Here is a 12,287-nt window from a genome sequence, read left to right as displayed (position 1 = left end):
AGGAGAAACAGCATGTGCGGAGCGAAGGCCGGCGGCCCGGACGCCTCGACGATCAAGCCCGGTGAAACCACGATCCAGGGTCAGGTGACCCGCGACGGCGAGCCGGTGACGGGCTACGTCCGTCTGCTGGACTCGACCGGCGAGTTCACGGCCGAGGTCCCGACCTCGGCGACCGGCCAGTTCCGGTTCTACGCGGCCGAGGGTACGTGGACGGTTCGCGCGCTGGTGCCGGGTGGCACGGCCGACCGCACGGTCGTCGTGGCGGAGAAGGGCGCGCTGGCCGAGGTCGCCATCGCGGTCTGAGTGGGCCGAGGGCTCAGTGACGGCTGAGTGACGAGCTGAAGGGCCGCACCCCCGGGGTTGGACGCCATGGGGGGTGCGGCCCTTCGGCTATTCGCCGTGGGCGGCTTGTCGCCGTTGCCGAGTGCGGGTCGTTCGTGGCTTGTCCATGGCGCCTAGCCCAGCGCCCGCCCCAGGACCCACACCACCGGGGCCGCCGCCGACAGAGGCAGAGCGACACCCGCCGTGAAATGCACGAAGCGGGACGGGTAGTCGTAGCTCGCCACCCGGTGGCCGATCAGGGCGCAGGCTCCCGCCGCCGCTCCCAGCAGCGCGCCCTTGTTGCCGAAGTCCGTCATGCCGCCGGCCGCGATGCCGGCGCCGGCCGCGGCCAGCAGGGCGACGACGACCGAGACCGGGATCGGCAGGGGCAGGGCCCTGGCCAGGACGGCGACCGCGGCCGCCGCCGCGCCGACGGTCACCGCGTGCGGGCCCGCGGCCAGGTAGCCGGTGGCCAGGACCGACAGGGACGACGAGGCGACCGTCGCCATCAGGCCGTACATCCGCTCGTCCGGTGAGGCGTGCGAGCGGAGCTGGAGGACCAGGGACAGCAGGACCCAGACGCCGAGCGGGCCGAGGATCGCGGCGGGGGCGTTGTCGCGGCCCGCGGCCAGGACCGCCACGTCGGCCGTCAGGCCGCCCGCGAAGGCCAGGGCGATGCCCTGCCGGGCCGGCCACATGCCGTTCAGCCGGAACCAGCCCGCCGCGGTCACCGCCTGGAGCACCACCAGCGGCACGACCAGCGCGTACGAGGCGACCGGCGCCGTAGCGGCGAGCAGCAGACCCAGCACCGCGGTCAGCAGCGCCGGCTGCATCCCGGGCTCGATGACCGGCGAACGGCCCTCCAGTCGCGCCCGCTGGGCGTCCGTGATCCGGGAGTTCCCGGCGAGCGTCGCGGGGCCGTACTCCGGCGCCTCCTCCGGCTCCGGTGCGACTTCAGGTGCGACGTCCGGTGCCTGTACCGGCTGCGCGTACTGCTGCTGGTACGGCTGCTGATACGGCTGGTACTGCTGCTGCGCCTCGTATGTCTGCACCGGCGTCTGCGCGTGCGTCTGGGTCTCCCAGGTCTGGCCCTGCCACTGCTGGGTCATCTGGGGGTCGTACTGCCCGTACTGCTGCTGCTCATACCCGGGCCACTGCTGCTGTTGCTGTTGCTGCTGGTACGGGTCGTAGCCGTCGTACGGCCCCTGATACGGCTGGTCGCTCATCGGCGCCTCATCCTCCTGCGAACGGCGGGAGCACCTCGACCGTGCCGCCCTCGGCCAGCCGTACCGTCTCATGCGCGCGGGTCCCGACGGGGTCACCGTCGATGAGGAAGGAGCATCGCTGCAGCACGCGCGTGAGTTCACCGGGGTGTCGCTCGCGCACCGCGGCCAGCACGTCGGCCAGCGTGTCCGCGTCGTACGGCTCCTCGGCGACGCCGGACGCGGCCTTGGCGGCGGCCCAGTAGCGCACCGTGACCTTGGGCATCTCGTTCCTCAATCGACGGCAAGGGAAAGACAAAGACAGAAGACAGATGGTGTCAGGCTAGCCCGCCTTCACCACAGCCCAGTCCGCGATCCGGGCCAGCAACGCGTCGTCCGCCGCGTGCTCGGCGTGGCCCATGCCGGGCTCCACCCAGAGTTCCCCGTGGTCACCGGCCGCCTCGGCCAGCATCCGGGGGTGGTCCAGGGGGAAATAGCCGTCCCGGTCGCCGTGGACGATCAGCAGGGGGGTCGGGGCGATCCTCGGGGCCGCCTCCACCGGGGACAGCGGGACCGGGTCCCAGTCACGGTGGTGGATGCGGGTGCGCAGGCCGTAGCGGCCGACCAGGCGGCCCTCGGGGCGGGTGACCAGCCAGTGCAGCCGGCGCATGGGGGCGGTGCCCCGGTAGTACCAGCGGGCGGGCGCGCTGACCGCGATCACCGCGTCGGCCGTACCCGGGTGCAGGGCCGCGTGCCGCAGCACCACCGAGCCGCCCATGGAGAAGCCGACGGTCACCACGCGCGCGTGCCCGAGGCCGCGGGCCCAGTCCACGGCGGCGGCGAGGTCCAGGACCTCCTTGTCGCCGACCGTGGAGCGGCCGCCGGAGCGTCCGTGGCCCCGGAAGGAGAAGGTGACGACCGCGCCGTAACCGCGCAGGACACCCGCCACCCTTCGTACGTGCGGGCGGTCCACGTCCCCGGTGAAGCCGTGGGCGATCACGAACACCGGGGAACGGGAGTCCGAACGGTGGGTGTCCGGTGGGGTTTCGTATACGGCGGGGCCCGGATCGTATACGGAATCGACCGGAATACCGTCGGCGGTGCGCAGAAACGTCCGGATAGGGCCCTGTCTGTCTGTCTCGGGATTCGGACGAACGGTGGAATGCGCCGCTTGACCTGCCGAACGGTTCCTCATGTGGGCTATTCTGCTGGGCAGAGGACTCGGGCAGCGTAGCCCCCGGGTCCTTTTGTGCTTTCGGAAGCGTTGTATACGAAACGGGAAACCCCAGGTGACCGTGGCCGTGTACGGGCCTTCGGGATCGCAGAGCAGTGCCCGTCCGCACGACGTCCTCGCAGGGACCGAGGAGGAACCAGACGTATGAGTTCTCTGCTGCTCCTGACCAACGCCCTCCAGCCGTCGACGGAGGTACTGCCCGCCCTCGGCCTGCTTCTGCACAACGTGCGGGTGGCCCCCGCCGAGGGCCCCGCCCTGGTCGACACCCCGGGCGCCGACGTCATCCTGGTCGACGGCCGCCGCGATCTGCCGCAGGTGCGCAGCCTGTGCCAGCTGCTGCGGTCCACCGGGCCGGGGTGTCCCCTCCTCCTCGTCGTCACCGAGGGCGGTCTCGCCGCCGTCACCGCCGACTGGGGCATCGACGACGTCCTGCTGGACACCGCGGGCCCGGCCGAGGTCGAGGCGCGGCTGCGGCTCGCCATGGGCCGCCAGCAGATCGTCAACGACGACTCCCCGATGGAGATCCGCAACGGTGATCTGTCCGTGGACGAGGCGACGTACAGCGCCAAGCTCAAGGGGCGGGTGCTCGACCTCACCTTCAAGGAGTTCGAGCTGCTGAAGTACCTCGCCCAGCATCCGGGCCGCGTCTTCACCCGCGCCCAGCTGCTGCAGGAGGTCTGGGGCTACGACTACTTCGGCGGCACCCGCACGGTCGACGTGCACGTACGGCGGCTGCGGGCCAAGCTCGGCCCGGAGCACGAGTCGCTGATCGGCACCGTACGGAACGTCGGTTATCGATTCGTTACACCCGAGAAGGTCGAGCGGGCCGCGGAGAAGGCCGCCGAGGAGGCCAAGGCCAAGGCCGACCGGGCAAAGGCGGCGGATGCGGACACATCGGCCGTCCGGGACGGCGCCGACGTCCACGTGGACGCGTAACTCGCGACGGGCAGGTGTGACAGGCGCTCGGATGGGGCATTGCTTCCGCACATCGCTTCACCATCCAAGCGCTGATACGCCCTGCCCAGAGCGGGTCCATCCGCGTAGACTCCGCGCGTGGCCAAGGTGACTCGTGATGATGTGGCGCGGCTGGCTGGAACTTCCACCGCCGTCGTCAGTTATGTCATCAACAACGGACCCCGGCCGGTCGCCCCGGCCACGCGCGAGCGTGTCCTCGCGGCGATCAAGGAACTGGGGTACCGGCCCGACCGGGTCGCCCAGGCCATGGCCTCGCGCCGCACGGACCTCATAGGCCTGATCATCCCGGACGCCCGCCAGCCGTTCTTCGGCGAGATGGCGCACGCGGTCGAGCAGGCCGCCTCCGAGCGCGGAAAGATGGTCCTGGTCGGCAACACCGATTACATCGGCGAGCGCGAGGTCCACTATCTGCGCGCCTTCCTGGGCATGCGGGTCTCCGGAATGATCCTGGTGAGTCACGCCCTGAACGACCTCGCCGCCGCCGAGATCGACGCCTGGGACGCCCGGGTGGTGCTGCTGCACGAGCGCCCCGAGGCCATTGACGACGTGGCCGTGGTGACGGACGACCTCGGGGGCGCCCAGCTCGCCGTACGCCACCTGCTGGAGCACGGCTACGAGTACGTCGCCTGTATGGGCGGTACGGCTCAGACGCCGGCCGTCGGCGACCCGGTCTCCGACCACGTCGAGGGCTGGAAGCGGGCCATGGCCGAGGCGGGGCTGCCGACCGAGGGCCGGCTGTTCGAGGCGCCGTACAACCGCTACGACGCCTACCGGGTCGCCCTGGAGGTCCTGTCCGGCCCGAACCGGCCGCCCGCGATCTTCTGCTCCACCGACGACCAGGCGATCGGCCTGCTGCGGGCCGCGCGCGAGCTGCGCATCGACGTGCCCGGCGAGCTGGCGGTGGCCGGCTTCGACGACATCAAGGAGGCCGCGCTCGCCGACCCGCCGCTGACCACGGTCGCCTCCGACCGCTCGGCGATGGCCCGGGCGGCGGTCGACCTGGTCCTGGACGACGGGCTGCGGGTCGCGGGCTCGCGAAGGGAGCGGCTGAGGACGTTCCCGTCGCGGCTGGTGGTGCGTACGTCCTGCGGCTGCGGCGTCTGAGGTTCGCTGCCCGGAGGTTCTTTATATCGGGCAAACGAGGTTCTGCCGGGCTTCTCAGCAAGCACTCAGGAAGCTCTCACGTTCGCGGGGGACGCTCTATGGCATGACCGAGAGCCAGGGCAACGAGACGCAGCAGCACTCCTACTCCGCTCCTGTGAACCCCGAGTGGCCGCCCCCGCCGTCGTACCAGCCGGTGGCCGCCCCGGAGGCCGCGCCGCAGAAGAAGCGCACCCGCGGCCCGGTCGTCCTGCTCGCGGCGGTCGCGATCGTCGCGGCGGCCGTCGGCGGCGGCACGGCGTACGCCTTCCAGGAGCTGACCGGCACGGACACGGCCGCCTCGTCCGGTACGACCACCCATGTGGTGCCCTCGAGCAAGCGCGGCGACGTCGCCGCGATCGCCGCTGCGGTCAGCCCGAGCGTCGTCGAGATCAACGCGACCCTCAGCAACGGCTCCTCCACCGGCTCCGGCGTGGTCATCACGTCGAACGGCGAGATCGTCACCAACAACCACGTCATCTCCGGCGCGCAGTCGATCAAGGTGCGCACCAGCGACGGCACGAGCTACACCGCCCAGGTCGTCGGCACCGACAGCTCCAAGGACCTGGCGCTGATCAAGCTCCAGGGCGCCTCGGGCCTGAAGGCGGCCTCGCTCGGCAACTCGTCGGGCGTCCAGGTCGGCGACACGGTCGTCGCGATCGGCTCCCCCGAGGGCCTGACCGGCACCGTCACCAGCGGCATCGTCTCCGCGCTCAACCGGGACGTGACCGTCTCCACGGACGAGAACCAGGGCCAGAGCCAGAACGGCGACGGAAACTGGCCGTTCCAGTTCGGCGGCCGCCAGTTCAACGGCGACACCGGCTCGTCCACGACGACGTACAAGGCCATCCAGACCGACGCGTCCCTCAACCCCGGCAACTCCGGCGGTGCGCTGATCGACGCGAGCGGCAACATCATCGGCATCAACTCCGCGATGTACTCGTCGAGTCAGCAGTCCTCGTCGTCCTCCGGCGCGGGCAGTATCGGCCTCGGCTTCGCGATCCCGGTCAACACCGTCACGTCCGACCTGGCCAAGCTGCGGTCGGGCTCCACCAGCTAACAGCTCCACAACTCCACAGCTCCACCGCCCCACCGGCACGTCAGCAGGGAGTACGTCATGATCACGCACATCTCGCACCAGATCACGATCACCGGCCACGGTCCCGCCGACATCAGCATCGCGCTCCTGGTCGCCCGCGACCTGCACCTGCCGATCCCGAAGCCCCGTGCCCCCGAGGTCGTCACCACCCCGCCGGTCCCCCAGCCCCAGCTGATGGGCCTGCGCACCCCCGCCGTCCGCACCCACCGCCGCAAGGTCCCGCTGAACCGCCTGACCGCGGTGCGGGCCTGAGCGTGGCAGGCTGAGAGACAGCCGTACCCACCCCCGTCCCACCCCACCCCCCGAGGAATCGCGAGCGATGAGTCCCGCCGAAGGCGACCGTGACCCCCAGCGCATCCTGATCGTCGACGACGAGCCGGCGGTACGCGAGGCGCTCCAGCGCAGCCTCGCGTTCGACGGGTACGACACGGAGGTGGCCGTCGACGGCGCGGACGCGCTGGAGAAGGCCACCTCCTACCAGCCCGACCTGGTCGTCCTCGACATCCAGATGCCGCGCATGGACGGCCTGACCGCGGCCCGCCGCATCCGGGGCGCCGGCGACACGACGCCGATCCTCATGCTCACGGCCCGGGACACCGTCGGCGACCGCGTGACCGGACTGGACGCGGGTGCCGACGACTACCTGGTCAAGCCCTTCGAACTGGACGAACTCTTCGCCCGCATCCGCGCCCTCCTGCGCCGCAGCTCGTACGCGGCCGCCGTGTCGCCCGAGGCCCAGGAGGACGAGGCGCTCACCTTCGGCGACCTGCGCATGGACCTGGCGACCCGCGAGGTCACCCGGGGCGGCCGCCAGGTCGAACTGACCCGCACGGAGTTCACCCTGCTGGAGATGTTCATGGCGCACCCGCGCCAGGTCCTCACCCGCGAGCAGATCCTGAAGGCCGTGTGGGGCTTCGACTTCGAGCCCTCGTCCAACTCCCTCGACGTCTACGTCATGTACCTGCGCCGCAAGACCGAGGCGGGCGGCGAGCCGCGCCTGGTGCACACGGTCCGGGGTGTGGGGTACGTGCTCCGCCAGGGCGGCGCCGAGTGAGGAAACTGATCCGCCGCTACCGGTCCCTGCCCATCCGTGCCCGGCTGGCGATGCTGGTCGCGGCGGCGGTGGCGTTCGCGGTGGCGGCGGTTTCGGTGACGTGCTGGTTCATTGTGCAGGGGAAGCTGTACGACCAGCTCGACGACGATCTGCAGAAGTCGCTGCGCGGCACGTCGCAGCCCGACCAGCTGCAGTACACCCTCTACAACTGCACCGATACACCGGCGACCAACCCGCTCCTGCAGGACAGGTACTCCCAGGCGGTCACCGAGGACGGCAAGGTCTGTCTCTTCGGGGGCGCGTCGGGCAGGATCAAGGTCACCCAGGCCGACAAGACCGAGATCAAGGGCCTGGAGAACAAGCTCTACTTCCGCAACGGAGTCGACCAGCAGGGCAACGAGCTGCGCGTGCTCACCCGGCCCCTCCTCCCCACCTCGACCTCGAACGGGGGACGCGGACCCAACGTCGGTGTGATGGTCGCCCTCCCCCTCCGGAACACCGAGAAGACCCTCAACGACCTGGCCCTCATCCTCCTCCTCGTCTCCGGCGTGGGCGTCGTGGGCGCGGGCGCCGCCGGGCTCGCCGTGGCCAGGGCAGGCCTGCGCCCGGTCGACAAGCTGACCGAGGCCGTCGAGCACGTGGCCAGGACCGAGGACCTGACCATCCGCATCCCGGTGGAGGACGACAGCGAGGACGAGATCGCGCGCCTGTCCCGTTCCTTCAACTCGATGACGGCGTCCCTGGCCAGTTCCCGCGAGCTCCAGCAGCAGCTGATCGCCGACGCCGGCCATGAACTCCGTACGCCCCTGACGTCGTTGCGGACGAACATCGAGCTGCTCACCCGCAGCGAGGAGACCGGCCGCCCGATCCCGCCGGCGGACCGCAAGGCGCTGCTGGCCTCGGTGAAGGCCCAGATGACCGAACTGGCCTCGCTGATCGGCGACTTGCAGGAACTGTCCCGCTCGGAGGGCCAGCACGGCGAACGCGTCCAGGTCGTACCGCTGCTGGACACCGTTGAGGCGGCCCTGCGCCGGGCGCGGCTGCGCGGGCCGGAGCTGACGATCACGGCGGACCTGGAGCCCTGGTACGTACGGGCGGAGCCGTCCGCGCTGGAGCGGGCGGTGGTCAACGTCCTCGACAACGCGGTGAAGTTCAGCCCCGAGGCCGGCACGGTGGAGGTACGGCTGGCCGACGGCGTGCTGACCGTCCGCGACCACGGCCCCGGCATCCCCGAGGACGAACTCCCGCACGTCTTCGACCGCTTCTGGCGCTCACCGAGTGCGCGCGCGTTGCCCGGTTCGGGCCTGGGCCTGTCCATCGTGGCCCGTACGGTCCAGCAGGCGGGCGGCGAGGTCACCCTGACGCCCGCGGAGGGCGGCGGCACGGTGGCGACGGTGCGACTGCCGGGGGCACCGAAGCCGCCGCCGGAGACACCGTAGGCCCAGCTGCGGTCGGGCGAGCAGGTGCTGGCCGGAGCGCGGGCCGTACTCGCGGACCGGACGGCGGGGGAACACGCGGTGCGTTTCGCGCCGACGCGAGCCGCCGAGTCGCTGGAGGAGGTGCTTCGCGTCGCGGTCGGTCGCAGGGGTCGCCCGAACGGGTGAGTGGAGGTCATTTTCCCCGGTCATATGCACCGCCACGCCTACCGTGATCGCGTTGCTTGTGCCCAGAGCACACCCAGCCCAGACTTGAGGAGGAGGTGCCACCTTGACCGCTCTCGCACATGAGAGGCCCGAGACCATGTCCAAGGCTCCGGCTGATTCCCTGAACGGACCTGACCTTGACGAAGTCCTGTGGCAGGCGTGGAAGGCCATGGAACTCCCCGAGGGCTACCGCGCCGAGATCATCGAGGGAGCCATCGAGGTGTCGCCTACCGGACGCTTTACGTGATCCATTCCCATAGGGCGTGGATTCCGGACGGGCTCGTGGCTCCCCGGGACACGGAGCTGATCGCGGACGAGGAAGGCTTCGGGATCAAGGCTTCCGCCATCGCGATGGTGATGGAGGTCGCCTCCCCTGGCAAGGGGAATCAAGACCGCGACCGCGTCCGCAAGCGCCGCGAGTACGCCCGCGCCGGCATCCCCCTCTACGTCCTCATCGACGACTACGACGGTCAAGGCGCCGTCACCCTCTTCACCGGCCCTCGTCCCGACAAGGCCGACTGGGAGGACATCCACCGCGTCCCCTACGGCACCGAGGTCACCATCCCGGAAGGCCCCGCCAAGGGATTCGTCATCGGTGAGGCCATCACCGGGCCCAAGCGGAGCTGACGGTACGGGGGCTCCGTAGGGTGTCCCTATGCCGGAAGACTCTCCCCTGATCCGAAGCCTGCGTACGGCGCTCGCCGCCGCGCCCCGTGATGTGCCGCTCCGGCTGCACCTGGCCGAACTCCTGCTGGACGAGGGGCAGTCGGAGGCCGCAATTGCCGAGGTGGCCATCGCCCTGCAGAACGCGCCGGGTGACGAGCAGGCACGGCAGCTCATGACGCGGGCCATGGGACTGCCCCAGCAGGTGACGCCGAGCGCGCCGGACGCCCCCCGGCCCGGGTTCGACTGGCGGGCCGCAGAGGAGCAGGTCGGGGACGTCGTACCGCCGCGGTTCGTCGAACCGGAGACTCCGTTGCGGGCGGACGGGGAAGGCGATCCGGGGGATGCCGACGCGTGGGACGTGGAGCGGCCCGGTGCCGTGCGGCTCGCGGACGTCGGCGGGATGGAGGAGGTCAAGGAGCGGCTGGAGGCCGCCTTTCTCGCGCCGCTCAGGAATCCCGAGCTGCGGAAGCTGTACGGAAAGTCCCTGCGGGGTGGGCTGCTGCTGTACGGGCCGCCCGGGTGCGGGAAGACCTTCATCGCGCGGGCTGTCGCGGGCGAGCTGGGGGCGTCCTTTCTGTCCGTGTCCGTCAATGACGTTCTCGACATGTGGATCGGCAACTCCGAGCGCAACATGCACGAGATCTTCCAGACCGCCCGGCGGCAGGCGCCCTGTGTCGTCTTCCTCGACGAGCTGGACGCGCTCGGCGCCAAGCGCAGCCGCACCGCGCACAGCGGAATGCGCAACACCGTCAACCAGCTGCTGACCGAGCTGGACGGCATCGACTCGGCCGCCAACGAGGGCGTGTTCGTGCTCGCCGCCACCAATGTGCCCTGGGACGTGGACAACGCGCTGCGGCGGCCGGGGCGGCTGGACCGGACCCTGCTCGTGCTGCCGCCGGACGCGCCCGCCCGTGAGGCGATCCTCCGCTACCACCTGCGGGAGAGGCCCATCGAGAACATCGACCTCGGCAAGCTCGCCAAGGCCACCGACGGGCTCTCCGGCGCCGACCTGGCCCATGTGTGCGAGGCCGCGTCCGAGCGCGCGCTGCTCGACTCCGCCCGGACCGGCACCGTACGGATGATCGGCATGAAGGATCTGCTGGCGGCGGCCAAGGCGGTCGTACCGTCCACCGAGCCGTGGTTCGCCGCCGCCCGGAACGTGGCCATGTTCGCCAACGAGGGCGGCATGTACGACGACCTCATCGCCTATCTGAAGAAGCGGCGGAAGCTGTGAGCAACACCGGACTGCACCCGGCCCTGGAGCGGGCCGACGCGCTGTACGAACTGCGGCGCTACGACGAGGCGAAGGCGCTGCTCGGACAGCGGCTCGCGGAGGATCCCGAGGACGTCGGCGCCTGGGTGCGGCTCGCCCGCTGCCTGGCCGAGCAGGGCGAGAGGGCCGAGGCGCTGGAGGCGACCGAGCGGGCGCTGGCCATCGATCCGGAGCACATCAGCGCGCTCCTCCAGCACGCGCGCGCCCTCCAGTCCAACTCCCGCATCACGGAGGCCGAGGAGCCACTGCGCGAGGTCATCCGGCTCGCGCCCGAGTACTGGTACGGGTATGCCCTGCTCGGCCACTGGCTGTACCGCATCCGGGCACTGCGCTTCGGGCAGGCCAACGGCGGTACGGTCACCCAGGAGGCACTGACCGGCTTCCTCCGCGAAGCGGACGAACTCGCCCTCACCGCCATACGGTTGGCGCCCGAGGAGGTGTTCCCGTACGAGGTGCGCTGGGGCATCGCCAGGATGGCCGACGACGAGGCCGTCAAGAACGAGATGGACCGGGCCATCCTCCGGCTCGATCCGCACCACCCGGAGGCCCTCGCCCGGCACACCCGGCAGGCCGCCACCGCACCCGGCGTCAAGGCCGCCGAGGCCGCCGGTCTCTACGCCGACGCCCTCGCCGCCACCCCGGACTCGGCATCCCTGCAGCAGGGCCTGGACCACGCCTCGTACCGGCTGCTGCGCGGGGTGCGCTGGATCGCCCTGCTCAGTCTGGGACTCGCCGGCACCATGCTCGACCTGTGGACCAAGGAGGGCGAGGTCCCGCGCGAGCTGCCCGTCCCCCTCGTCCAGCGGCTGTGGTACTTCGTGCCCGTCGGCGTCCTGTGGGCCGTCGGCGCGCTGCTGCGCTACCGGCGGCTGCGGATGGGCGTCCGCTACAACCTCCGCTCCCTGATCCGCCGGCGCCGCTGGCCCCGCATCGTCCTCGGCCAGGCCGCCTGGGCCGTGCTGTGCGCGCTGGTCATCAGCCAGGTGCCGTGGTCCGGGCGGGGCGTGCCGCGGATCGTGTTCTGGGCGGGTCTGGTGCCGACGCTCGCGACGATCTGGTTCGACCGCAAGAAGCGGACCTGACGGCCGTGGGCCGCGCGTACCCGCAGGAGCCGTAGCGGGTGCGTGTCTCTGGGACGTCCCTTGGACGCGGGACGGTTACCGGGACGCGGGACGGCGGGGGAGATTGAGCGGGCTCGGTGTCCGAACCTCTCCATCTCCTGCGTAGCCAACGGAGTTCCCATGCCTTCCCTGCCCCGCCGTCTCGGTACGACCGGCGCCGTCATGGCGCTCGCCGCCTCCGGCCTGCTGTTCGGTACCGCCTCACCCGCCTCCGCCGCGACCAGCTGCTACGGGGCCGGCTGCACCGGCCTCAACCCCGCCAACACGATCTGCGCGAACGACGCGAGAACCATCGACACCACCTTCACCAACGTCGAACTGCGCTACAGCCCCACCTGCCGGGCCGCCTGGGCGCGCCGGATCGGCGGGATCAACGGCGGCACGGACACGGTCTGGGTCGAGAACTCGAACGGCCAGTCGTACTCGGTGGACGTTCCGAGCAACGCGAGCGGGACCTACTACACGCTGATGGTCAACGACAAGGACCTGACGTCCCGGGCCTGCGACAACCTCGGCAACCCCGACACCCACGTCTGCTCCACCTGGTACTGACGGCCGC

General features: G+C 71.0%; 15 protein-coding genes. 12 read left to right on the top strand and 3 right to left on the bottom strand.

What is annotated here, in order from left to right:
- The first annotated feature begins 12 nt into the window (after positions 1-12).
- Complete coding sequence (locus ACH47Z_RS23200; RefSeq protein ID WP_043502058.1) at positions 13-303, top strand: DUF1416 domain-containing protein; 291 nt, start codon at positions 13-15, stop codon at positions 301-303.
- Between the two features lie 152 nt (positions 304-455).
- On the opposite strand, the gene ACH47Z_RS23195 is transcribed toward ACH47Z_RS23200, so the two are convergent.
- The 3 genes from ACH47Z_RS23195 to ACH47Z_RS23185 are packed head-to-tail and all read right to left on the bottom strand — an operon-like array spanning position 456 to position 2,718.
- Entirely contained in the window at positions 456-1,547 is a 1,092-nt protein-coding gene (locus tag ACH47Z_RS23195; protein ID WP_399076565.1) for a hypothetical protein, read from the bottom strand.
- A gap of 7 nt (positions 1,548-1,554) precedes the next feature.
- On the bottom strand, positions 1,555-1,809 hold the full coding sequence (locus tag ACH47Z_RS23190) for a MoaD/ThiS family protein (RefSeq protein WP_399076563.1): 255 nt from the start codon (positions 1,807-1,809) through the stop codon (positions 1,555-1,557).
- A gap of 57 nt (positions 1,810-1,866) precedes the next feature.
- Positions 1,867-2,718: an alpha/beta hydrolase family protein gene (locus ACH47Z_RS23185; protein ID WP_399076561.1), complete on the bottom strand. Its 852-nt coding sequence runs from the start codon at positions 2,716-2,718 to the stop codon at positions 1,867-1,869.
- Positions 2,719-2,901: 183 nt separating this feature from the next.
- Here ACH47Z_RS23185 and ACH47Z_RS23180 point away from each other — a divergent pair, with 183 nt between their 5' ends.
- The 11 genes from ACH47Z_RS23180 (at position 2,902) to ACH47Z_RS23130 (ending at position 12,280) form a co-directional block, all read left to right on the top strand.
- Entirely contained in the window at positions 2,902-3,693 is a 792-nt protein-coding gene (locus ACH47Z_RS23180) for a response regulator transcription factor (protein WP_399076559.1), read from the top strand.
- Positions 3,694-3,810: 117 nt separating this feature from the next.
- On the top strand, positions 3,811-4,836 hold the full coding sequence (locus ACH47Z_RS23175; RefSeq protein WP_399076557.1) for a LacI family DNA-binding transcriptional regulator: 1,026 nt from the start codon (positions 3,811-3,813) through the stop codon (positions 4,834-4,836).
- Positions 4,837-4,939: 103 nt separating this feature from the next.
- On the top strand, positions 4,940-5,932 hold the full coding sequence (locus ACH47Z_RS23170) for a S1C family serine protease (protein WP_399076554.1): 993 nt from the start codon (positions 4,940-4,942) through the stop codon (positions 5,930-5,932).
- Between the two features lie 57 nt (positions 5,933-5,989).
- The gene (locus ACH47Z_RS23165; RefSeq protein ID WP_399076552.1) at positions 5,990-6,223 is read left to right on the top strand and encodes a hypothetical protein; all 234 of its coding nucleotides are present in this window, start codon (positions 5,990-5,992) and stop codon (positions 6,221-6,223) included.
- A gap of 67 nt (positions 6,224-6,290) precedes the next feature.
- The gene (locus tag ACH47Z_RS23160; RefSeq protein WP_399076550.1) at positions 6,291-7,025 is read left to right on the top strand and encodes a response regulator transcription factor; all 735 of its coding nucleotides are present in this window, start codon (positions 6,291-6,293) and stop codon (positions 7,023-7,025) included.
- On the top strand, positions 7,022-8,464 hold the full coding sequence (locus ACH47Z_RS23155) for a sensor histidine kinase (protein ID WP_399076547.1): 1,443 nt from the start codon (positions 7,022-7,024) through the stop codon (positions 8,462-8,464). Before ACH47Z_RS23160 ends, ACH47Z_RS23155 begins: the two co-directional genes overlap by 4 nt.
- Before the next feature lie 268 nt (positions 8,465-8,732).
- Positions 8,733-8,915, top strand: a complete 183-nt coding sequence (locus ACH47Z_RS23150; protein ID WP_399076545.1) for a hypothetical protein — start codon at positions 8,733-8,735, stop codon at positions 8,913-8,915.
- 35 nt (positions 8,916-8,950) lie between these two features.
- Positions 8,951-9,295 carry a Uma2 family endonuclease gene (locus ACH47Z_RS23145; RefSeq protein WP_399076543.1) on the top strand — a complete coding sequence of 115 codons (345 nt, stop codon included), beginning with the start codon at positions 8,951-8,953 and terminating at the stop codon, positions 9,293-9,295.
- Between the two features lie 28 nt (positions 9,296-9,323).
- Complete coding sequence (locus ACH47Z_RS23140; RefSeq protein ID WP_399076541.1) at positions 9,324-10,568, top strand: ATP-binding protein; 1,245 nt, start codon at positions 9,324-9,326, stop codon at positions 10,566-10,568.
- Entirely contained in the window at positions 10,565-11,689 is a 1,125-nt protein-coding gene (locus tag ACH47Z_RS23135) for a tetratricopeptide repeat protein (RefSeq protein ID WP_399076539.1), read from the top strand. The genes ACH47Z_RS23140 and ACH47Z_RS23135 overlap by 4 nt, the downstream gene beginning before the upstream one ends.
- Before the next feature lie 159 nt (positions 11,690-11,848).
- Positions 11,849-12,280, top strand: a complete 432-nt coding sequence (locus tag ACH47Z_RS23130) for a DUF2690 domain-containing protein (protein ID WP_399076537.1) — start codon at positions 11,849-11,851, stop codon at positions 12,278-12,280.
- The last annotated feature ends 7 nt before the right edge of the window (positions 12,281-12,287 follow it).

This window comes from Streptomyces sp. NPDC020192 (assembly GCF_044388685.1).
In the GTDB taxonomy this organism is placed as follows: domain Bacteria; phylum Actinomycetota; class Actinomycetes; order Streptomycetales; family Streptomycetaceae; genus Streptomyces.
Note: the sequence above shows the minus strand (reverse complement) of the source record. Positions and strands in the feature narration are given on the sequence as shown.